This is a genomic window from Sorangium sp. So ce296 (genome assembly GCF_051529605.1).
Classification (GTDB): Bacteria; Myxococcota_A; Polyangia; order Polyangiales; family Polyangiaceae; genus Sorangium; species Sorangium cellulosum_D.
Genome location: NZ_CP150325.1, coordinates 9,455,093 through 9,477,211 on the forward strand (window position 1 = coordinate 9,455,093; position 22,119 = coordinate 9,477,211).

Annotated in this window: 18 protein-coding genes; 14 read left to right on the forward strand and 4 right to left on the reverse strand. The window is 72.6% G+C overall.

All coding sequences use genetic code 11. From position 1 onward, the window contains the following. Positions 1-2 precede the first annotated feature (2 nt). Entirely contained in the window at positions 3-500 is a 498-nt protein-coding gene (gene coaD, locus WME98_RS35030) for a pantetheine-phosphate adenylyltransferase (protein WP_044987969.1), read from the forward strand. Between the two features lie 12 nt (positions 501-512). Here the strand turns inward: coaD and WME98_RS35035 are convergent, their stop codons facing one another. After that, a complete protein-coding gene (locus WME98_RS35035; protein ID WP_437946001.1) occupies positions 513-1,544 on the reverse strand; it encodes a site-2 protease family protein in 1,032 nt (343 codons plus the stop codon). A 292-nt stretch (positions 1,545-1,836) separates the two neighbouring features. On the opposite strand from WME98_RS35035, the gene WME98_RS35040 reads away from it, so the two are divergent. The 6 genes from WME98_RS35040 to WME98_RS35065 all read left to right on the forward strand — a co-directional run bounded on the left by WME98_RS35040 (position 1,837) and on the right by WME98_RS35065 (position 8,079). After that, the gene (locus WME98_RS35040) at positions 1,837-2,796 is read left to right on the forward strand and encodes a serine/threonine-protein kinase (protein WP_437337045.1); all 960 of its coding nucleotides are present in this window, start codon (positions 1,837-1,839) and stop codon (positions 2,794-2,796) included. A gap of 397 nt (positions 2,797-3,193) precedes the next feature. Continuing rightward, positions 3,194-4,444 (forward strand): polynucleotide adenylyltransferase PcnB, encoded by a 1,251-nt coding sequence (pcnB, locus tag WME98_RS35045; RefSeq protein WP_020734128.1) that lies wholly within the window; start codon positions 3,194-3,196, stop codon positions 4,442-4,444. A 101-nt stretch (positions 4,445-4,545) separates the two neighbouring features. Next, a complete protein-coding gene (locus tag WME98_RS35050) occupies positions 4,546-6,204 on the forward strand; it encodes a transglutaminase-like domain-containing protein (RefSeq protein WP_437946002.1) in 1,659 nt (552 codons plus the stop codon). Further along, positions 6,201-6,647 carry an NUDIX hydrolase gene (locus tag WME98_RS35055; protein WP_437946003.1) on the forward strand — a complete coding sequence of 149 codons (447 nt, stop codon included), beginning with the start codon at positions 6,201-6,203 and terminating at the stop codon, positions 6,645-6,647. Before WME98_RS35050 ends, WME98_RS35055 begins: the two co-directional genes overlap by 4 nt. Before the next feature lie 174 nt (positions 6,648-6,821). Beyond that, the gene (locus WME98_RS35060) at positions 6,822-7,130 is read left to right on the forward strand and encodes a hypothetical protein (RefSeq protein WP_437946004.1); all 309 of its coding nucleotides are present in this window, start codon (positions 6,822-6,824) and stop codon (positions 7,128-7,130) included. Positions 7,131-7,281: 151 nt separating this feature from the next. Beyond that, positions 7,282-8,079, forward strand: coding sequence for a TetR/AcrR family transcriptional regulator (locus WME98_RS35065; RefSeq protein WP_437946005.1), 798 nt, complete (start codon positions 7,282-7,284; stop codon positions 8,077-8,079). Positions 8,080-8,088: 9 nt separating this feature from the next. On the opposite strand, the gene WME98_RS35070 is transcribed toward WME98_RS35065, so the two are convergent. Then, entirely contained in the window at positions 8,089-10,092 is a 2,004-nt protein-coding gene (locus tag WME98_RS35070; protein WP_437946006.1) for a C1 family peptidase, read from the reverse strand. A 239-nt stretch (positions 10,093-10,331) separates the two neighbouring features. Here WME98_RS35070 and WME98_RS35075 point away from each other — a divergent pair, with 239 nt between their 5' ends. From WME98_RS35075 to WME98_RS35090, 4 genes are all read left to right on the forward strand, one after another. Next, positions 10,332-11,357, forward strand: a complete 1,026-nt coding sequence (locus tag WME98_RS35075) for a geranylgeranyl pyrophosphate synthase (protein ID WP_437946007.1) — start codon at positions 10,332-10,334, stop codon at positions 11,355-11,357. 89 nt (positions 11,358-11,446) lie between these two features. Then, a complete protein-coding gene (locus WME98_RS35080) occupies positions 11,447-11,668 on the forward strand; it encodes a Franean1_4349 family RiPP (RefSeq protein WP_044985711.1) in 222 nt (73 codons plus the stop codon). Between the two features lie 2 nt (positions 11,669-11,670). After that, on the forward strand, positions 11,671-13,683 hold the full coding sequence (locus WME98_RS35085; protein WP_437946008.1) for a hypothetical protein: 2,013 nt from the start codon (positions 11,671-11,673) through the stop codon (positions 13,681-13,683). Then, positions 13,680-15,119, forward strand: coding sequence for an adenylate/guanylate cyclase domain-containing protein (locus WME98_RS35090; protein ID WP_437946009.1), 1,440 nt, complete (start codon positions 13,680-13,682; stop codon positions 15,117-15,119). The genes WME98_RS35085 and WME98_RS35090 overlap by 4 nt, the downstream gene beginning before the upstream one ends. A gap of 42 nt (positions 15,120-15,161) precedes the next feature. Here the strand turns inward: WME98_RS35090 and WME98_RS35095 are convergent, their stop codons facing one another. Further along, complete coding sequence (locus tag WME98_RS35095; RefSeq protein WP_061625773.1) at positions 15,162-16,871, reverse strand: hypothetical protein; 1,710 nt, start codon at positions 16,869-16,871, stop codon at positions 15,162-15,164. Positions 16,872-17,366: 495 nt separating this feature from the next. Between WME98_RS35095 and WME98_RS35100 the strand changes: the two genes are divergently transcribed. The 3 genes from WME98_RS35100 (at position 17,367) to WME98_RS35110 (ending at position 18,974) form a co-directional block, all read left to right on the forward strand. After that, complete coding sequence (locus tag WME98_RS35100) at positions 17,367-17,753, forward strand: response regulator (RefSeq protein WP_437337054.1); 387 nt, start codon at positions 17,367-17,369, stop codon at positions 17,751-17,753. Between the two features lie 488 nt (positions 17,754-18,241). Then, entirely contained in the window at positions 18,242-18,613 is a 372-nt protein-coding gene (locus tag WME98_RS35105) for a response regulator (RefSeq protein ID WP_061625775.1), read from the forward strand. 7 nt (positions 18,614-18,620) lie between these two features. Beyond that, positions 18,621-18,974, forward strand: a complete 354-nt coding sequence (locus tag WME98_RS35110) for a gamma-glutamylcyclotransferase family protein (protein ID WP_437946010.1) — start codon at positions 18,621-18,623, stop codon at positions 18,972-18,974. 5 nt (positions 18,975-18,979) lie between these two features. Here the strand turns inward: WME98_RS35110 and WME98_RS35115 are convergent, their stop codons facing one another. Further along, positions 18,980-22,075 (reverse strand): CheR family methyltransferase, encoded by a 3,096-nt coding sequence (locus WME98_RS35115; RefSeq protein ID WP_437946011.1) that lies wholly within the window; start codon positions 22,073-22,075, stop codon positions 18,980-18,982. Positions 22,076-22,119: the final 44 nt, after the last annotated feature.

Consider the following 22,119-nt stretch of genomic DNA (forward strand, 5'->3'; position numbering starts at 1 on the left):
CGATGGCCAAGGAACTGCTGGCGGTCTACGCGGGGAGCTTCGATCCGATCACGTTCGGTCACCTCGACCTGATCCAGCGGGCGTCGAAGCTGTTCGATCAAGTGATCATCGCGGTCGGCCGGCATCCGACGAAGCACCCGCTCTTCACCTACTCGGAGCGGCTGGAGCTCCTGCGCCAGACCACGAGCGAGGTGTCGAACGCGCGGATCGACTCGTTCGAGGGGCTGCTCATCCAGTACTGCCAGCGGGTCGGCGCGCGGGTGATCGTCCGCGGGCTGCGCGCGGCGACCGACTTCGAGTACGAGCTGCAGATCGCTCACGCGAACGCGGACATGCTCCCCGGCGTCGACACCGTGTTCCTGCCGACGCGCACGCATTACGGCTTCGTCTCGGCGTCGCTCGTGCGCGAGATCGCGAGCCACGGCGGCGACGTCAGCCACTACGCCCCCGCCGTCGTCTGCGACGCGCTCCGGGCGAAGTTCGGCGCCGCGAAGCCCTGAGCGCCGGCGCGCTCAGTAGGTGCCGAACGGGGTCGGCATCAGCAGCAGCACGAAGAGGAGCAGCGTCACCACCGCGATCGCCTTGCGCCCCGGCGACAGCTCGCCGGGCTCCGTGGGCGGGTGCTCCCGCCCGCCGATCCGCAGCATCAGGTAGACGAGGCCGAACCACGTGAGCCACGGTATCCCGTTCGTGACGCCGGCGCTGAGCGCGTCGTAGAGCCCGTCCGCGATGAAGTGCTGCGTGAAGTAGACGACGTTGCCGACGAAGAGCGCGAGCATCAGGAAGTGCGCGGCGCGGCCGTAGCGGTCCTGCCGCTTGCCGAACAGCGCGTAGGCGACGTGCCCGCCGTCGAGCTGGCCGACCGGGAAGAGGTTGAGCACCGTGATGAGCAGCCCGGCCCACCCCGCCATCGCCGTGGGGCCGAGGAAGACGTCGTGGTTCTCCGGGATCGGACCGACAGCGAGCCGCCTCAGCAGGAGATAGAGCAGGCTCCGCCCTTCCTGCAGCGCGGGTCCCGACGTGGCGTGCACCTCCGAGTGCATCAGGCCCACGAAGAGGACCGGGAGCGCGACCACGAGGCCGGCCAGCGGCCCGGAGGCGCCGATGTCGAGCAACGCGTTCCGCGACTTGATCCTGCCCTTCATCGAGATCACCGCGCCCATCGTGCCGAGCGGGCCGATGAGCGGGAGCGGGATGAAGTAGGGGAGCGACGCCTCGACCCCGTGCGCGCGCGCCGCGAAGTAGTGCCCGAACTCGTGCGCCAGCAGGATCGACAGGAACGGCACCGCGAACGGCCAACCCTGCAACAGCGCCTTCACGAGGGAGAGCGCGCTGTCGTCCTCGGGCGTGACCTGAGCCCAGAACGTGCCGGCGGCGAACACCGAGACGACCGTCAGGCAGAAGAGCGCGAGGTTCTTCTTCCAGCGAAGCGGGGGCGGACGCGAGGCGGCGGCGCTCGGCCGTGGGAAGCTCGCCGCCGAGGGCGAGAGCTCGGCGTCCAGGTCGAGCGCGCTCGGGGAGGAGGTTCGACGATCGTCGGTCATGCGCCGCTAAGCGTGGCCGTCTCCGCGTCGCCGCTCAAGCGGTCCGCGCGATCCCGCGTCCGGGCGGGCAGCTCGCCGCGCGCCGCGCGCCCTCCGGCGGAGCCAGCCGGGCCGGCGGGAGCGGCCGCGCCGGCCCGGGCCCTCGCAGGCGAGCGCGCCGCGGCCGCGGATCGGTGCGGCGGCGAACCTCCCGCTGCGCCCGCGCGCCGCGCCGGGTCGGCCCGCGCGCTCTTCTGCGCCGCCGCTGCGCGCGTTTGCCCTTCGACAGGCGCGACTGCGCTACGATCGATCCATGCCTCCTGCTCGCGTCGCCGCCGAAGCGCTCGTGGGCAAGCTCCTCTGCAACAAGTACCGCGTCGTGCAGCTGCTCGGCAGCGGCGGGGTCGGGCACGTCTACCTCGCCGATCGCACCGGCAGGCCCCAGCAGGCCGCGCCGTCGCGCGTCGCGCTCAAGGTCCTCCGGGCAGAGCTCCGCGACGACCCGCTGCTCGTCGCGCGGTTCGAGCGAGAGGCGGACGCCGCGTCGCGCGTCCGTCACCCCAACGTCCTCCGCGTCGAGGCGCTCGAGCGCGCCGGCGACGCGCCGTGCTTCGCGATGGATCTGCTCGTCGGCCTCGACCTCGCCGACACGCTGAGCTTCACGCGCTCCCTCGTCCCCGCGCGCGCGGTCCGGATCGCCGCCGACCTCGCCGCGGGCCTCGAGGCCGCGCACCGGGCCGGGGTGATCCACCGCGACGTGAAGCCGGAGAACGTGTTCCTCGTGCACGCCGCCGACGGGCGCGAGATCGTCAAGCTGCTCGACTTCGGGCTCTCGTTCATCGCGGGCCAGGGCGAAGGCGCGCTCTTCCCCCGGGTCGTGGGGACGCCCGAGTACATGGCGCCCGAGCAGGCGCAGGGCGCTCCCGCGGCGCCCGCCGTCGACGTCTACTCCCTCGGCATCGTGCTCTACGAGATGCTCGCGGGCCGCGTGCCGTTCCAGGGGACGTACCCGGCGATCGCGGAGAAGCACGCGCGCGAGCCGCCGCCGCCGCCGCACCGGTTGCACCCGGGGCTCCTCATGTCGCGCGAGCTCGACGCGGTCGTGCGCAAGGCGCTCGTGAAGGATCCGCGCGGCCGCTTCGCCTCGATGGCGGAGCTGCGGCAGGCGCTGCTCGCGACGCCGGAGGCCAGCGCCGGGGCGCCGCTCGCCGCCCAGCCGGACGCGGCCCCGCCGCCGGCCCCCGGGCTCGGGCACTGGGGCACCAAGCCGTGACGCCGGCTCGCTCCGGAGGCTTCTGTCGGCCCCCCTGCGCCTCGGCTTTGCTCTCACGGCGAAGCCCTGCTAGACGGCCGTTAGCATCTCTTGTTCCGGGCGACAGCCGGATCCGCTCGCCAGGCCGAAGCAGGCCGAGGCGAGCGAGCCGGCACGGTTCGGGGGTCCGCGGGCGCGGGCCTCATCGCGCGGGTCGGTTCTCCAGGGAGTACCCAGAATCGCGCGCCAGTCGTCCTCCACTCCCTCCAGGCGCTGCCTGGTGCTTTCTCGGTTGCTGATTATGGGTCGCGCGACCCCATCTCCTGATAACGGCACAGCGGCACATCAAGACGCCGATCTTCCGACGTACGAGGTCCGAAGCGCCCCCGGGCTGCGCGTAGGGCCCGATGGCGAGCTCGTGCCGACGGACACGGGCGCCCTCGACGGCGATCCGTTCCGCGTCGAGCTCGTCGACGAAGACATCCCCACCCCGCGCCGCTTCCAGGTCGTCTTCGACGAGGCGCGGATCGATCCGGACGTCCAGAAAGTCGTTCGACGCCTCGTTCGCCACGGATACCAGGCCTACCTGGTAGGCGGCTGTGTGCGGGACTTGCTGCTCGATCGCCGCCCGAAAGATTTCGACGTCGCCACCAGCGCCCGGCCGGAGGAGGTCCGCGAGCTGTTCCGCAACTCGCGCATCATCGGCCGGCGGTTTCGCCTGGTGCACGTCCTCTTTCAGGGCGGGAAGGTGATCGAGGTGGCGACCTTCCGCCGCAACCCGAAGGAGGACTCCGAGGACGGGAGCGAGCTGCTCATCCGGAGCGACAACGCGTTCGGCGTCGCGCACGAGGACGCCCTGCGCCGCGACTTCCGGATCAACGCGCTCTTCTACGACGTGGAGGCGCGGCAGATCCTCGACTGGGTCGGCGGCATGGAGGACGTGCGCCGCCAGGTGGTCCACACGATCGGCGACCCCGAGACGCGCTTCCGCGAGGATCCGATCCGCATCCTGCGCGCGCTCAAGTTCGCCGGTCGGCTGGGCTTCGCGATCACCCCGGACGTCTACGACGCGGTCGTCTACTGCCGCGACGCGCTCGCGCTCGCGGCCCGCCCGCGCCTGTCGGAGGAGATCCTGCGCCTCCTGCGCGGCGGCCAGGCGCGTCGGACCATCTACCTCGCGTGGGAGACGGGGGTGCTCGACGTCCTCCTGCCCGAGGTCTCGGCGCTGCTCTACGACGATCGCGGCGACGACGGCCCGGGCCAGCGCCTCTGGCGCGTGCTCGACTACGTCGACCGGCGCACCGCCGCGGACCGGCCGCTCGACGACACGGTCCTCTGGACGCTCCTGCTCCTCGAGCCGATGAAGGAGGCCTGCGACGGGGTCCGCGATCGCGCCGCGGCGGTCGCCGACTTCCTCGAGCCGCTCATCGACCGGCTGGCCATCTCACGCCGGTACGCCGACGGGATGCGCCGCATCGTCGCCGTCCTGCCGAGGCTGGCCGGCGGCCGCGCCGGCCGCTTCGCGCGGACCGACATCTTCCAGCCCGCCCTCGACGTGCTCGCCGCCGAGCTGACCGCCCGCGGGGAATCCACCGAGGCGATCGACCGGCTCCGCTCCGCCCCGCAGCCGCGGCGCCACCACGCCGATGCGGCGCAGCACCGGCGCTGATCGGGGCGCCGGTGCCGACCGCGACGGCCGGCGGCAGGGGCGCGAACGGACCGGCCGCCGTGGAACATCGCCGGGGTTTCTGGTTTCATAACAGCCTCCTGATGTCCGCTCCGGTCGCGCGCCCGCGCCCTGCTGCTGTGCCCGCTGTCTCCGCCTCCCGGCGCCGGCTCGGCGGCTGGGCGCGCGGCCTGCTCGTGTTCGCGCTCGCCTGTGCCGTGTCGCCGCTCGCGGACGCGCAGGTGTCGCTCCTCCACGAGTTCATCGCGCCGGACCCCGCGGAGGACGTCTCGCTCGCCACGACCACGCTCGACGGAGGGCTCCCGGCCGCGATCCAGACGCCGAGCGGCCTGGCCACGGCACCCGATCCGCAGCGCCCGCCGTCGAACCAGCAGCAGGTCTACAGCACCGTCGGCTCCGACGCCGGCCCCGAGGCCTCCTACGAGCCGGATCGCGACACACGCCGGCCGAACATCGAGCGCTACGACGACCCGTTCTCCCCGGCGACCGCGCCGTTCAAGCGGCTGCAGGCCTACGACGCCGTCAGGGCGGACTACTCGCTCGTCGTCCGCGATCGGAGCCTGAAGGCGGTCGAGGTCGGCGGCGAGGTCGCGGCGGGGGACGAGGCGTTCTACGGGGACATCGCGGTCGACCTCGTGCCGAACGAGCCGGTCCGGATCCCGACGGTCGGGCCGGACACGCGGCTCGTGCGGGTGCACGTGAACCCCGACACGCCCGTGGTCGTGCTGCGCGACGGCGCCGACAACTGGTTCGTCCGCGGCACGAAGAGCGCGCGCGTCCGGCTCATCGTGCAGCTCGCGATCGCCCGCGCGACCTTCGGCAGCGATTTCGCCGAGGTCGACTGGGGCAAGCTCGCGCCGTTCCGCCCGCCGCAGGAGCCCTCCCACGAGGCGGCGTTCAAGCAGGTCGCCCAGGCGATCGGCATCTCGACGGCGATGCGGCCGCGCGAGGTCGTGCAGAAGATGGTCGAGTACTTCCGGTCGTTCGCCCCGTCGGACGACCCGCCCAAGGGGCACGGGGACATCTACCTCGATCTCGCGCTGTCGCGAAAAGGCGTCTGCCGCCATCGCGCCTTCGCGTTCCTCGTCACGGCCCTGCACATCGGGATCCCCGCGCGGATGGTCGTCAACGAGGCGCACGCCTGGGTCGAGGTCTTCGACGGCTCGCTCTGGCATCGCATCGACCTCGGGGGCGCCGCCCTCAACATGGACCAGGAGGTCGATCCGAGCCGCCCGCCGTACGTGCCGCCGCCGGACCCCTACAGCTGGCCGGAGCAGCGCGACTCGGGCCAGGACCTCGCCGATCGGACGCGCGCCGAGCAGACGCAGCAGGGGCCGCCCGGGCCGGGCGGCGCCGGCTCCGCCAGCGCCGGCGCGCCGCCGCCTCCGCCCCCGCCGGCGCCCACCCCCACGAGCGACGCGGCCGAGCGCGCCGCGGCGCGCACCGACGTGGCCGTGACCGCGCTCGACAGGGAAATCCGCCGCGGGTTTCCGCTCCACCTGCAGGGCCAGGTGAGCAGCGACGGGGCGCCGTGCGGTCACGTGCGCGTCGACGTCATCCTGACGGGGAACGCGGCGCCGCAGGGCCTGACGATCGGCTCGCTGTCGACCGATGAGCGCGGCCGTTACGACGGGGCCGTGATCATCCCCGGCGATGTCGCGCTCGGCGACTACGAGCTCGCGGTCGCGACGCCGGGCGACGCCCGCTGCAAGGCCGGCCGCACCGAGGCGGCCGCGCCGTGAGCGACGCGCCGGGACGCGCCCTGGAGCCCCCGCGCGTGGCGGTCGGCGCCGTCGTGATCGAGCGCCGCCCGGGCGCGTCCGATACGCCGCGCGTGCTCCTCATCCGGCGCGCCCGCCCGCCGCTCGAGGGCTCCTGGTCGCTCCCCGGCGGACGCGTGGAGCCGGGAGAGCGGCTCGCGGACGCCCTCGCCCGCGAGATCCGCGAGGAGACGGGCCTCGAGATCCGCGTCGGCCCCCTCGTGGAGGTCGTGGAGATCGTGGCGACTCCGTACCATTACGTGATCCTCGATTACCTGTGCGAGTCGACCGGCGGCGTCCTCTCTCCCGGAGACGACGCCTCCGACGCGGCCTTCGTGCCGATCCCCGAGCTGCCCGCCCATGGCCTCACCGACGTCGCGCTCCGCGTGATCCACCGGGCCCTGGCCATGGCGACCGCGGGCTGAGGCCGCGCGATCCAGGGAGAGCCCGACTTGGCGCAGCCCGCGCCGAGGCGGGATGTCGCCCGAGGAGCGACTCTCCACGTTGTGCTCCGGCGTTCGGCAATGGCAGCGTTATTTTACCGTCCCATCGCTCACGACATGCACGTCGACGGCGTTAGGTTTCACGTGGGTGCCGGGATGAGCGCTGGTCCAGCGATCGTGAAGGGCATGGTGGTTGTCGTGGCGGCGACCCTGCTGTCTGCCCCTCAGTGCTTCGCGCGGCCCGGAAACGACGGCGCTGGGCTCTTCGCGCTGCCCGCGCCCCGCGCATTGCGCGCCGTCGCGCCGCCCGGCGCGCAGGGCGGCGCGGCCGAGGACCCGGGCGGGCTCGCGGCGCGCATCGCGCGGGCGCTCTCAAGGACCGTCCAGCGGGCGGTGCGCTCGGGCGTCGCCCCGATGTTCCTCGGTCTGCACGGGTTCGGTGTGACCGTGTCCGGTGAAATGTGATGAGCGCGGCTACCCGCGATAGCGCGATGGCCGGCTGAGCGAGCGCGCGGCGCGCGAGCGCTGACGACGCGATCGTGAAATCGAATTCGCACGCGATTGCCGTGGCGTCTGCATTGCGGCGCTTCTGGAGACATCGTAAACCGAGAAGTCGATGAGCTCGACGCGAAGAGCGCGGAAGGAGGAGCAGAAGGAGGAGCGGCGGAGGATCATCATCGACGCAGCCTGGCAGCTGTTCCAGGAGACGCCGTATCTCGAGGTGACCATGGCGCAGGTCGCCGAGCGCACCCGGCTCGCCAAGGGGACCCTCTACCTCTATTTCACCACCAAAGAGGAGCTCTTCCTCGCCGTGGTCGATCAAGAGCTCGCGAAGTGGTTCCATGAGGTGGATATCCGCCTGACGCATCTCGGCGCCTCCCAGGGCGAGGAGGCCGCGGCGCGCCCCCGGGCGCCGCGCGCCCGACGCGGCGCGCCCGCGGCGCCCGGCGCGGGCGCCGCGGGCAGCATCGCCTCGATCCTGTCGGCGACCCTCGTGGCGCGCGACGCGATGACGCGCTTGCTCTCCATCCTTCACAGCGTCCTCGAGCAGAACGTCAGCTACGAGGCCGCCCTCCGCTTCAAGCTCTCCCTCGTCGCCAACATCGAGCGCACCGGGACGCTGCTCGAGCGGTGTCTGCCGTCGCTCGCGCCAGGGCAGGGCGGCCCGATCCTGATCCGCATGTATGCCCTGCTCATCGGCATGCGCCAGGTCTGCGACCCCAGCGACGTGATCCGCGATATCCGCAGCCGGCCCGATATGGGCCTTTTCCGGATCAACTTCGGCGAGGAGATCCGGGCCTCGTTTGCCATCCTCCTGAGCGGAGCGATCGCGCCGCCGCTCGCGCCCGAGCGGCTCGGCGCCCCGCCCCTCCACGGGATCACCTCGGCCGAGCGGCGGCGCCCGGAGGGGTGAGGGGCGCGCTCACCACGGATCCCGCGCCGACATCGGCGGCAGGTGATCGGCGAACGGCTGGTTGAGGATGCGGGCGATGACGGACTTCCACGTGGTCGCGTCGTTCTCGAAGTCCTCGTGCCGCCGCGCCTCCGAGCCGTGGGGAGGGGGCCTCGTGTTGGGCCCCTTGATCCACTCCGCCCGCGGAAACACGGTGGGCCGATCATCCCGGTTCTCCGTGAGGAGCGCGAGGACGTCGGCGTTCTCCGGGTCGAGGAGCCCCGCCTCCATGCCGAGCAGCGAGACGCCGCTCGTGCCGGGCACCCGCGGGCGCCGCTCGAGCGCGTTCGAGACCAGGTAGAGCAGCGACCTGCCGTAGACCTCGCAGTGGTCCTGGAGCTCCGCCTCGTCCGTGAGCGTGAACAGCGCGAACCTCCGGACCATGCCGCTCTTGATCGGCGGCATATACGTGTCGCGGAACGCGTCGAGGGCGCTCGCCGGAGCGAGCAGGGACAGCGACTCGATAGGGAGCCCGAGCCCGAGCTGACCCCGCATCGGGCCGCCCTCGATCCGCTTGCCCTTCTCCGCGGTGACCAGCTGCACGAGCGGCGCGAGCAGGAACGTGCCGCTGGAGTGGGCGACCAGGTGGAGCTCGATCCTCGGGTCCTGGTCCATCAGCGACGCGAGGCGGCTGATCATCTCGCGGACGCCGCCGTGATCGGCGTCCATGGTCGCGTCGCCCGCGGCGAGCTTCATGCGATCCCACTCGGCCTTGCCGCCCATGCGCCGGACGAGCGGCTCCAGGGCGTCGTCGCGGCGATCGATCATGAACCCGAACGCCCTGGGATCATAGCCGTCGTGGCGGCGGCCCTCGGTGGCGCGGTGGAGGATCTCGAGGAGGCGCGGGTAGTGGTCGGTCTCCCAGAGCAGCTCGATGGGGTAGATCTCGTGGCCGAGCAGCTTCGGCCGGAGGCGCGACATCCGGTTGATCGCGTCGATCTGCCGGCGCAGCCCGCCGCCCGCGATGAGCACGAGCCGGCGGCGCCTCCAGCTCTCGGTCGCGCTCATGAAGTCTTCTTCCATGATGATGCGGACGTCCTCCGAGGACGTGCCGTAGGCCCCGCGCTGCTGCAGCTGACCGTGCATGTCGACGCTGATGAGATGCGGCCGCAGGCTCGCGAATGTCCGGCTCGTGGAGGCGAGCGGGCGTAGCGAGCGCGGCTGGTTCAGGCGGATGGGGACGCCGAGCCGCCCGACCCACGCGTCGAAGCCGTACTGGAGCCAGTCGTCGTAGCAGAGCCGCCCGAAGCCGCTCTTGCCCCAGCCGAGCCCCCAGGAGTTCTGGAGCCAAAAGCCCTCCGCGTCATACCCCACGATCGCGAAGGCGTGGCCGCCCCAGGGGGCGATGAACGGGTTCGTCTTGTCGACCGGCGGGATGATGCCGTTCTTCTGGGTCCCGTAATACCAGCCATTGAAGGGGATGAGCGCCGAGGCCGCGATGATCCCGACCTCCGCGAGGGCGTTGTGCATCGCCGGGAGGTCCTTGTGGTTTACGCGTTGATACAGGCCGAGCGGCCGGAGCATCGCGTCCGTGGCGCGCTCCGGCGTGAGCGTGCCGTGGAGATCGTTCGGGTCCCACGGCCATTGGTCATAAGAGCAAATACCGTGTTTGTGCCAGCCCTTCATGGCGCCCCTCAGGCTGGAGCCCCTCGCGTCGTCCTCGCCCGGGTACTCGTCGTAGCGGCGCGCCATCGTGTACACCATGTTCTGGCTCACGAGGCCGTACTCCGGGGAGACCTTGCGCTTGCGCAGCAGGAAGTGGGCAACGGTGGCGACGGTGAAGCCGGTGCAGCCGTTGTTCCTGCCCTGGTCGAGCACGGGCACGCCGTGGTCCATGAAGCGCTCCGGGGGCATGACCGGAGGCACCTCGATCATCGTGGGCCGATAAAGGGTGTCGCGGAAATCGAGGACGTCAGCGCGGGCGTCGGTCGTGATGTCCCCGTGACGCTCGGCGAAACGCTCGGAGTCGATCATGGTTTCCGATCTCGTGAAGTCGCCGAGTCTCGCACGGGCGGCGCTCCCGGCAAAGTCGGCTGCGCTCGCCCCTCGGACGAGCCTGCTCGTGCTAGCGTCGCCCGTGCGGCGCCGCCGCGCCGTCGAGAGGTGGGATGAACGAGGACAGCCGCGCAGAGCGAGGGGGCGAGGGCGACGGCGTCGGCGTCGTCGACGTCGACGTCGACGTCGACGACGTTAGGGCGCGGCTCGAGGCCGAGGTGCTGCGGCGACTCGCGTCGTTCCGAGGCCGGGTCGGGGACGAGCTCGGCGCGCTGTTCGATGAGCTCGCCGCGCGCCTCCGGCTCTTCGAAGGAGAGCCGGGCGAGGGCTACTTCTCCCACCCGGCCGCGCTGCCGGTGCTCGAGCTGCCGCTCTGGGTCGCGACGCGGCCGGGCGGCCCGGCGCCCGCCGCGGACGCCGGATCGCGGGCGATCCCGCCGCTCGCGGTCGAGCTCGCCGAGGCCGCGGCGGTCGGGTACCTGCACGTCCGCATCGAAGACGACCTGCTGGACGAGGGGGTCGGCGAGCCCGGGGCGGCGGTGCTCCTGTCCGGAGCGCTGTTCGCCCGCCACCAGGCGCTGCTCGCCCGCCTGCTGCCCGGCGGGAGCCCGTTCTGGGATCTCTTCGAGGAGGTGTGGCTCGGGTACGGCGAGGCGATGCTCCTCGAGCGGCGGCTGCACCGGGGCGCAGGCCCGCGCGACGCCGCCACGTTCCGGCGGGTGCTCGCCCGCTCGCGACCGCTGGTGCTCCCGGCGGCCGCGGCCCTGTTCGCGCTGTCGCAGGCCGAGCGCCTCGCGGTGCTCGAGGAGTTCGTCGCGGCGCTCGCCGCGGCGCACCAGCTGTTCGTGGACCTGCTCCACGCCGAGAAGGATCGCGCGCTCGGGAACGCGACGTACGTGCTCGCCCGGCTCGGCGCGCAGGTCGAGGCGAGGGACGCGGGGCGGCCTCGGCCGGACGGCGCCGTCCCCGCCGGGGGCGAGCCGCGCCACGATCCGGCGGGGCGCGGCGCGGCGACCCTGCGCGCGCAGCTGTTCGCGCGCGGCGGCTTCGACGCCATCCTGGAGGAGGCGCGTTGTGAGCTCGCTCGCGCCGAGGTCGCCGCCGGGGCGCTCGGGCTGCCGGAGGCCGCGCGCTTCTGCAGGGAGCGCGCGCGGTACATGACCGAGATCCAGCGGCGCGTATTCCGCGCGTTCTTCGGCGCGCTGGCGGGCGAGCCCGCCGCGAGCGGCGGCGCGCCGCGGTGAGCCGGCGCCCGGGCGCGCGCGGCGCGCCTGCTGGTACTTGCTAGCCGTTTGCAGGTCTCCTAGCCTCCCGAGCGAGAAAGCGAGGAGTCGTGACGTCGAAGAAAACAGAGGCAGAGCTCATTGGTCGTGCCGTTGTGGATTCGAGCTTCCGCCAGCAGCTCCTTGCCGATCCCGACCGCACCATCGACGCGGAGGGGTACGAGGTCGGGCCGGAGACGCTCCAGCGCATCCGCGACGCCGCGACCTCGACGCCCGAAGCGGTCGATGCGGCCATCGCGGCCGCGGCGCGTGAGGGCGGGGTCGGTATGTGACGTTGTCTCCTGCGTCAGGGGCGACCGCCGTCTGGCCCTGGCTCGACGCGGACGACAAGGTGGCGTGCGAGCGCTCCTGGTCCGCGCTGCTGTCCGCGGGGGCGCTCCAGTGCGGTGACGCGGCCTGGGGCGCGCCCGCGATCGAGCGCGGCGTGGGCGCGCCGCCGGGGCGCAGCATCCCGTGGGCCAGCTGGGCGCTCCGGCTGTGCGGCCGCGTGTCGGCGCCCACCGCGGCGGCCGACGCCGCCGTGGCGGTCGCCGCCGTGGCCGCCGGCGGCGTCGAGGGCGCTCCGGACGCGCTCGCGCGGGGCGCGCTCGCGGCGCGCTTGCTCGCGCGTCACGCGGGCGAGGCGCGCGCGGGCCGCTGGCTCGTGGACCTGGGCGGGCTCGCGGAGGCCTCGTGGCCCCGCAACCCGGTCGTTGCGGGCGTCGCCGGCGCGGCGCCGGACGCCGCGGCGGGGCGCGCCGGCGCCGCCGGCTCGCGCGAGGTCGTCGCCCTCTGGACGGCGCCCGCGCTCGTCGCCGGCGACGATCTCGCGCCCGCGCGCCGCTTCGGAGAGGCCGTGGCCGAGCCGCTCTGGCTCCTCGACGGGCTCGCGCGCCTCTGGCTCGATCCGGCCGCGCCGGACCTCGCGGCGCCGACGCTCACGCCGCTCTTCGCGCTCTGGCTCGGCGGCGCGGATCTCGCTCCTCCGCTGCTCCGCGCGCTCGCGGGCGAGCGCGCGTCCCCCGTGCGCCGCCGCGAGATCCACGGCCTGCTCGCGGCGCGCCCGTACCGGGCCGCGCTCGCCGCGCGCGCGGGGGGCGCGCTCGCGTCGGCCCGCGCGGCGGCGGCCGGCGCGCCCCGCGCGCGCTCGACCGAGCGCGGCCTCGCCGAGGCGCAGCTCGAGTTCGTCGACGCGCTCGCCGAGCGCCTCCGCTTCTTCGAGGGGCTGATGGCATTCCGCGATCTGCTCGGCGCCGGCGCGGCGCCCGCGCCGCTGCGGCCGCAGGGCGACCGCGCGCCGCGCGAGGACGCGGGCGCGGATCTGGAGGCGGCGGTCGCGTTCCTCGCGGAGGCGGCGCCGTGGTCGGAGTCCTGGGAGGTGCAGCGCTTCGGCGTGCTCGGGTCGCGCGAGCAGCCGGTCGGCCACTGGTTCGTGCGGGCGACGATCCTGAAGGCGCTGCTCGAGATCGGCGACGCCGGGCGCGACGTCCGCGCCGACGCCGCGGCGCTGCTCGACGAGATCCCGGCCGGAGAGCTCCGCTACTTCGGCGCGTTCCGCGATCTCCCGCCGGACGCCGACGACCTCGCGATCATGCTCCATCTGGTCGCCGAGACGGGCGCCGCCCGGGATCGCGCCGAGACGTGGATCGAGGTCATGCTGGCCAACGTGGGCGACGATGGCGCCGTGCCGACCTGGTTTTACCGCGGGCCGTCGGGGCCGACCACGCCCGGCGCGGCGTGGGCTGGCGACGACTGCACGGCGGTCCGGCTGAACCTGCTCGCGGGCCTGCTCTCGTTCGACGCGGCGCGGTTCGCGCGGCTCATCGACGACAACGCGCGGCGCGTGCTCGGCGCCGCCGCGGAGGGCGGCATCGAGGGCGCGTGCTTCTACGACGCCGCGTACACGGACCTCGCGTTCCTCCGCTTCGCGCGCCTCTACCGGGAGCGGGCGGGGGAGGCGCCGCGGGCCGCCGACGTCGCCGCGGTCGAGGCCGCGATCCTGTCGCGGATGCTCGGAGCGCAGCGGCTCGACGGCGGCTTCGGGACGCCGCTCGGCACGGCCGCGTGCCTCGAGGGCGCGGCGATGGCGGCGTCGCCGGATCCGCTGCTCCTGGAGCGGGGGCTGCGGTACCTCGGCGAGCGCCAGCTCGTGGACGGGTCCTGGCCGGCCGAGCCGCTCTACCGGGCGCCGATGAAGCGCGGACGCGAGGGGCACCACCAGGGCCGGGCGCTGACGACCGCGCTCTGCGCCCGCGGGCTCGCCGCGGCGTGGTCCCGGCTCGATCGCGGAGGGGAGCGGCGCGCATGAACATCGAGAAGTCGCCGGAGATCGTGCGGATCCTCCAGGCGCAGGAGATGCGCGGCGAGCAGATCGTGAACCACGTCCGGTTCGTGTTCGCGCTGCTGTCCGCCTACACGTTCGCGCACGTGTGGACGGTCAACACGCCGGCCGCGAACCAGATCTTCGCGATCCAGATCGGCGGGTACCTCGCGTTCTCTCTCTTGCTCTACGCGTTCTTCCGCCTGCGTCCCAACGCCTACGCGGGCTGGCTCAAGTACGTGAGCATCTTCGTCGACCTCGCGCTCCTGACGCTCACGGCGCTGGCGACGGCGAGGAACCACTCGGGGATGATCGAGTACTTCTCGAGCTACCTCGCGACCGTTTACGTGCTCTGGAACCTGATGTCGGGCTTCCGCTACAGCCTCGCGGCGTGCCTGTACTCGGCGGGGCTGTCGGTCCTCTTCAACTCGATCGTGCTCGCGATCACGGTCTACACCGGCGCGATCCCGATCAGCCCGGTGTCCGTCTACGGGCAGAACGCCATCAACATCGCGGACCAGTGCCAGCAGGTCCTGTTCATCGCGCTCCCGGGCGTCGTCGCCGGCATCATCGCGCGGATGTCGCGCAACCTGGTCCTCCGCGCCGAGCTCGAGTCTCTGGCCCGCCTCCGCCTCGAGCGCGAGAAGCAGGAGCTCGGCCGGTATCTCTCGAAGGACCTCGTCGATTTCGTCCTCTCCGACCCGGGGCGGCTCAAGCTCGGCGGCACGCGCCGGCACGTCTCGGTGATGTTCACCGACATCCGCAACTTCACGCCGCTCACCGAGTCGGTCGAGCCGGAGGCCGTGGTCTCGTTCCTGAACGAGTACTTCACGGAGATGGTCGAGATCGTGTTCCGCTACGGGGGCACCCTCGACAAGTACATCGGCGACGGCCTGATGGCGGTGTTCGGCGCGCCGCTCTCGGTCGAGGACGCGCCGAAGCGCGCCGTCATCGCGGCGATCGAGATGGTGCAGGCCCTCGAGCGCATGAACCAGCGGCAGCTCCTCGGCTGCGGCGAGATCAAGATGGGCGTCGGGATCGCGACCGGCACCGTCATCTCCGGCAACATCGGGTCGCTCCAGCGAATGGAGTACACCTGCATCGGAGATACCGTGAACACGGCCTCGCGCCTCGAGCAGTTCAACAAGGAGCTCGGCTCCAAGATCATCATCTGCCAGGCGACGTACGCGAACCTCGACGACTGCGTCCCGGCGACGCCGACCGGCGCCCTGAGCATCCGGGGCAAGAGCCGCCAGGTCCACCCTTACATCGTGGACCACCAGGAGCTCTCGCCGGCGCGCCTGGAGGAGCTCCGGCGAGAGCTCCTCTCGCGGCCCCGCCGCATGGAATCGATGCCGCCGCGGCCCGACGCCGCGCGGGCGCCCGCCGCCTTGCAGAGCACGGGGCGCGGCGGCGCGCGGTAGCGGCGCGGCGTCAGCAGGGCGTCGCGCGAAAGCGCCGCGACGTCAGGAGGGCGTCGCTCGGAAGCGACGCACCCGGGCCGAGCCGGGGCCGCCGTCCTGCGTCGAGAGGCCGAGCGCGGTGCGCGCCGGCGCGTGCAGGCGCTGGAGGACGCGATCGAGCAGGCGGAGCGCGCCGTCGCTCATCTTCACGCCGCGCGGCGAGCGGTAGCCGAACGCGACGCCGTCCACGACCTTGTAGGCGTTCTCGGTGGGCGAGGCGGGGCGCATCTCGACGACGAGCGCGCCGTCGCGCGTCTTCATGATGACGACGATCTCGCCGGGGCGCGCGGAGGCCTCCACGAAGGTCCACCCGCCGGAGGTCGCCTCCTTGATCCCGAGCTCGAGCACGCGCTGCAGATCCTGCCCCGCGGGCGCGAGCGTCGTCGCGCCCTCGACCCGGATCTCGCCGCCCGGCGGGACCACGCCGCTGCCGAGCGGCATCGCCGGCCGCCGCATCTCGCGCGGCCCGGGGAAGGACCACATGTCCGGCGTGATCTCCCCGCCCTCGCGGTACGCCATCTCGATGAGGCGGCTGCGCTCGCGCGACAGCGCGTCCTCGGACCAGCCGAGGCACGAGCGCATCATCAGCGTGAACGGGTCGAAGCGGAGCTCGAACGACGCCGGCGCGCGCGTCATGAGGTCGTCCGGGAGGACGAGGCTGTGGAAGATGCGGACCTTGCACGGCAGCTCGCGCGCGCGCTCGAGCGTGCGGCGGAACGTGATGGGGCCGTCGCCCGGGAGGCCGAGGAGGATGTCCACCTCGATGTCCGTGAAGGTCGAGAGCTCCTCGATCACCTTCGCGAACTTCGACTCCCGGAAGGGGCGCTGCGTGCCGTCGCCGGTGTCCTTGTTGAGCGGCGGCAGCCGCGCGTCGAGCGACACGCGCGCGACGCCGCGGAGGAACTCGAGGTGCTCGTCGTGCACGTGCTCGGGATCGATCGACGCCGAGAGCGTCGCCTGCTTGAAGAAGCCGACCTGCTTCTCCGCGGCCACGAGGTTCCGGAACGCCTCCGCGTTCAGGTTGAGCGGCGCGTCCACGACCTGCGCGCCCGGGGCGCCGGCGGCGCGGAGCGCGCTCAGCTCCTCGACGAGGTAGGCCTCCGAGAAGACGCCGGCGGAGGCGTCGCCCGTCGAGATGCCGCAGGTCGGGCAGCTCATGACGCCGCCGCGACAGATCTCGATCGGCACGATGCGATCGGTCGGGAGCAGCTTCATCCGGATCGCGGACGGGAGCTCGTCGGGCGCCACGTGAGGCGCTTCGCCCGTCGAGACCCAGCCGCCGGCGGTGAAGACGTGCAGCCCGGGCACGGTGCGCAGCGCCTCGGGGGAGCGATCGCTCAGGCGGACGATGTTCCGGAACGTGAGCTCGTTGCCGTGCACGAGGGCGTCGATGCAGGCGGCGGCGTCGCGCCACGGCGCGAGCGCGAACATCGCGGGGCGCGCGAGGGGACCGCAGAGGACGATCGTGCGCCCCGGCCGGTTGCGCTGGAGGTGGCGCGCGACGTCGATGAACGTGGGAAAGGACCAGACGTGCGCGGCGAGGCCGACGATGTCGGCATCCACGGTCTCGACCTCGGCGACCCACGCGTCGAGATCCCTCGTCTGCGCTTCGACCACATGGATCGGCACACCGGCGAGCTCCGGATCGGCGAGCAAAGAGGCTTCGACACGACGGATTCCATGGCTGAACGGCGCTCCCCCACCGTCCGGCATGGTTGGCTCCATCGCGAGTAGCGCGACGCGGCGTTCGCCAGGCATCCATGGGAGTCTACCAGGGTGTCTCCCCCGTCGGGGAGTCCGTTCGCGCTCTCTGTTTGCTCCCAACTCCCGGTCCGCTCTGCCCGACGTCCGGGGTACGCCCTGGCTTTACGTCCGGGGCCCGTCCGGAGTTGCATCCCGAGCGCGGCCGGGCTTTCATAGTGCCCGGGGCGAAAGAGGGGGAAGGACTACGCCGGATCGCCGGAGTGCGGCGATCCGTCTGTCGGGCTGCGCGCATTGTCATCGTGGACGCGGCGCGCTGCGGCGAACGCTCCGGAGCGCGTAAATCCGTTCGCCTGGGCCGCTCGTCACGCCGTGCCGTCCTCGAGGGGCCTGTGCCGCGCCGGCGACCGGCCTGCTGGGGCGCGCGCCGCGCGCTCGTCCGGCGCGGGACGGGAGGGCGCGCCGCCTGCAGAGCGGCCCCCCTTCCGAGGAAAGCCGAGGGGAGCCATGCGTGGCAAGCACGTGATCCTGGTTGCAGAGGACGACATCGACACGGCGGCGATGCTGGAGGAGCTCCTGACGCTGGAGGGGTACGAGGTCGAGCTGACCGCGACCGCGCGCGCGGCGCTCGACGCGCTCGCGGAGCGGCGCTTCCACGCGGTCCTCCTCGATCTGACGATGCCGGGCATGACGACGGACCGGTTCGTCTCCGAGATCGCGGGGCTCGGCCCGCCCTCTCCCCTGATGATCTTCTCGGCCCGCCGGCCCCACGAGATGAAGGCGATCGCCGAGCGGCTGCACGCGGCCGCGCTCATCCCGAAGCCGGTGGACATCGACGTGTTGCTGAGCACCCTCTCGAAGGTGGTGCTCGGCGCCGCGGGCGAGGCAGGTTGACGCTGCCCGCCCGATCCGCGCCGCACGCGCTGGAGCGCAGCCGCTCGGGTGGCGCCGCGCGGCTGCGCTCCAGCGCGCCGGTGGTACCCTCGCCGGCTCATGACCTGGCGGAGCACGACCGAGCCGCGCGATGCTCACCCTGGCTGGCCGCAGATCTGGCAGAGAGCGTCTTCGCCGGAGCGTCGCTGTGCTGTAACATCGGGCTCGACCGCCGACGATCGAGCACGATGCGCACGCCCGAACCCCTCCTGCCAGACCCGTCCGGCGTGAGGGCCGTCGACTCCGCGCGGGTCCACGGTTCCACGGTGGCGCGCGGCGCTCGAGCGGGCTCCGTTCCGAGGCGCCCCCGCGGCGCTCCTTGCCGCAGAGAGACCTTCATGCGCGCCCTTTCTCGCAGAACAGGCCTGATCAAGCGGACCCCGAGCAGGGATTCAGGGCTTTCCCTGTTTCGCCGTGACGTCCGGCTTTCGCATAGTGGTTGATGCACCGTGCCTGCCACTCCCTTGAAGAGGATCCTCGTTGTCGATGATGATCCGGATATTCGAGAGACCCTCGCCGAGCTCCTGCAAGAGGAGGGCTACGCCGTCACGTCGGCGGCGCACGGCGGCGAGGCGCTCAGCGCGCTTCGAACGGAGCCTAAGCCCGGCCTCATCCTGCTCGACCTCATGATGCCGATCATGGATGGCTGGCAGTTCAGGGCGGAGCAGAAGAAGGACCCGGAGCTCGCCTCGATCCCGGTCGTGATCATCTCGGCGACGGGCCGCGACGAGTTCGTGTCGTCGCTCGGCGCGGCGCAGTTCCTCAAGAAGCCGATCAACCTCGAGCAGCTGCTCGCCGCGGTCGAACAGCACTGCCGGTGACGGCGCCGTGCCCCTGTTCGTCTACGGCACGCTGATGCGCGGCGAGCGCTCGCACCGGCTGCTCGGGCGCGCGCCTTTCCTCGGGGTCGCCCGCACCGCCCGGTCGTTCGAGCTCGCCGACCTCGGCGCCTACCCGGCGCTCGTGCGCGGGGGCTCGGCCGCGGTCGTCGGGGAGCTCTACGAGCCGGATCGGGAGACCCTCGCGTCGCTCGACGTCTACGAGGGCTGCCCCGACCTCTTCCGGCGCGAGATGATCGAGCTCGACGGCGGCGCGCGCTGCGAGGCGTACCTGATGCCGGCCGGCCAGGTGCTGGGGTATCCCCGCATCGCCTCGGGGGACTGGCGGACGCGCGGGCGGTGAGCGCGTCAGTCGGAGCCGGCGCGGCGCGCTGGCCGTAGCCCCGCCTGCGGGGGCTCGTCCTCCTCGGGCCCGGTCCTGTCCTCGACGACGAGCAGCAGGGCCGGGAGCTCGCCCTCGTCGGCCTGGAGCCGGAAGGCGGAGAACGACAGCGTCCTGCGTCCGGCGTGCGCGAGCACGGCCTCGACGCGGAAGTCGACGAGCGCGGCGCTGCGGCGGAGCACGTCCCGGAGCCGCTGCTCCAGCTGCGGGGTGTTCCACACGGCGTCGATGGCCGAGAGGGGACGCCCCTCGATGTCCCCGAGCGAGACCATGAACAGCTCGCAGTAGCGCCGCGTCGCCGCGCGGATCCGGAGCTCGCCGTCGAGCAGGAGGAACGGGTGGCGCAGCACCTCGAAGACGGCCGAGATGCGGTCGCGCGCGCCCGCGAGCTCGCGCCCGGCGCGCCTCGTCGGTTCGCTCTCCAGCCACCAGATCACCGCGCCGTCGACCTCGTTCCCGGTGATCCGGAACGGGCGCGCCCTCACGAGATGGACGCGGCCCTCGCGGTCCTCGACCTGCCGCTCGACGCCGCTCCTCGTGTCGAGCACCTCGGCGACGATCGGCGCGATGTCGGCCGCGCTCCTCGGCCTCACCTCGAGGATCGATCGGCCCACGTCGCTCGCGGCGAGGCCGAGCAGCTCGTCGGCCACGCCGGCGACGCGGCGGATCCGGAGGTCCGCGTCGAGCATCAGCACCGGGATGCTCATGCTGCCGAGGAGGTTGCGCAGCTCGTCGTTGGCGAGCCCGAGCGCGACGTTGCTGCTGTGGAGCTCCTCGTTGATGGCCGTCAGCTCCTGGTTCGCGGACCGGAGCTCTTCGTGAGCGGACTCGAGCGCGTCCTTCATCCTGTGCAGCTCGTCGTTGCTCGCGAGGAGCTCCTCGTTCGCGCACAGGAGCTCCTCGTTCGTCGCCTCGAGCTCGTCGATGATCGACTGGAGGTGCTCCCTCGTGGTCACGAGCTCCCTGCGGAGCTGCGCGACCTCGAGGTCCTTCTGGGGGGCGCTCTGGGCCGGGTCGTCGCCTGTACGGTCCAGCCTGGCGCCGCCCGACTCGGCGAAGACGACGAGGAAGCAGCGCCCCCGCGGGAGCCGCACCTTGAGCGGCCACACCTCGACGTCGACGTAGCGGAGCTTGTCTCCCTGCCGGACCTTGATCTGCTCCTTCCGGGCCATCGCCTCCGAGTTCATCGACGCGTCGATGGCGGCCCGGAGGCCGAGCAGGAGCCCCTCGCGGGCCATCTTGAAGAGGTGCAGGCTGGCGTCGCCGGGCGCCGGCTCGAGGTAGGGCCCTGTCTTGCCCCGGAACTGGACGATCTGCATCTCCTCGTCGACCACCACGCCGGCGGGGGCGTAGCGGGCCATCACGATGGCGTCGGCCTCCTTGCGCAGCGCGTCCATGAGGAGCCCCTCTGGGCTCCGCGGCTCCCCCTTGTCCGGCGCGGGCGCAGGCGGGGCGGGGAGGGAGGGCGCGGCGAGATCGCGCGCGCTGGCCGCCTCCGACGCGGCGCGCTTGCAGAAGATCCTGTGGGTCCTGTCCACCACCCCGAACAGGTCGGACATCGCGCTGATGCTCTCGGAGGAGCCGAGGAGCAAGAAGCTCGTGAGCTTGAGGGCCTGGTGGAAGGTGTGCAGCAGCCGGCGCTGCAGGCTCGGCTCCATGTAGATCATCAGGTTGCGGCAGCTGACGAGATCGAGCTTCGCGAGGGGCGGATCGGCCGCGGCGTTGTGGCGCGAGAAGATGCACAGATCGCGGACCGACTTGTTGACCTGGAAGCCGCCGTGCACCCGGACGAAGAAGCGGCGCAGCCGGTCGGGCGAGACGTCGAACGAGATGCCATCGACGTAGATCCCGGCCCGCGCCTGCTGGATGGCGGCCTCGCTCAGGTCGGTGCCGAAGATCTGGATGGCGTGATCGTTCGCGTCGTCCTCGAGGAACTCGAGCAGCGAGATCGCGAGAGAGTAGACCTCCTCGCCCGTCGAGCAGCCCGGCACCCAGATGCGAACCGGGGAGTCCTGCGGCCTGTTGTGCATGAGCACCGGGAACACGTGGGTCTTCAGCGCGGCGAATGCGCCCGGATCGCGGAAGAACGTGGTCACCTTGATGAGGAGGTCCTGATAGAGGTGCTCGATCTCGTCCGGGTGCGCTCTCAGGTGATCGAGGTACTCCTGCAGGGACGCGAGCCGGTGGAGCGTCATTCGGCGCTGGATACGGCGCCTCAGCGTGCTCTTCTTGTAGTGGCTGAAGTCGACGCCCACCGCGGCGTGGAGCAGCCTGAAGAGCTTGCCGAGCTCCGGGTCGACCCCCAGGGGCGTGCCCTGCGGGAGCCACAGGGCGGGCGCGTGACCGGGGCGGCCCATCCTCGCGAGCTCCGCGGCGATCGCCTCGACGCCGCGGATGAAATCGACGCCTCCGGCCGCGATGGCGTTGCGCGGGAGCGCCGGCCGCTCGGCGGTGCGCGGGTCCTCCGCGAAGGTGACCCCGCCCTCCGCCTTCACGTCCTTCAGCCCGAGGGCGCCGTCGCTCCCGGTGCCGGAAAGCACGACGCCCGCCGCGCTCGACCCCAGCTCGCGCGCGAGCGAGCGTAGGAAGGCATCGGCAGGGCCCGGACCGGACTCGCCGCGCGGCGCGAGCTCGACGCGCACGCCGTCCAGCGTCGCTCGCGTGTCCGGGGGCAGGACCTGGACGTGACCTGGCATGAGCCTCGCCCCGGCGCGAAGCTCGCTCGTGGGGAGCGGGCTGCTCTGCGCCGCGAGCTCGAAGACCGGGATCTCCCCTGGCTCGGCGCTGTAGATCAGCACGAGGGAGAGGCTCGTGTCCCTGCTCGGCAGCCGCCGGAGCAGCTCCGCGATCGCGCCGCGCCCGCCGGCCGACGCGACGACGCAGACGACCGGAAACCGCTGCTCGTTCCCGAGGTGCGGCTCCGCGGCGGCGGCCTGCTCGCCGGCGTCCTCGGACGAGTCCGGCGCGCGCCGCTGCGCAGCCGTCCTGCCGGCGTGGGGCGCGGCGTCGCTGTGGCCCGGTGCCCTGAATTGCGTCCGGCGTGACTTCTTCGGTTCCGGCATGGTTGCTTGAACGGTTAAGCGCTCTCTCGGGCGCCTCGCAGCCG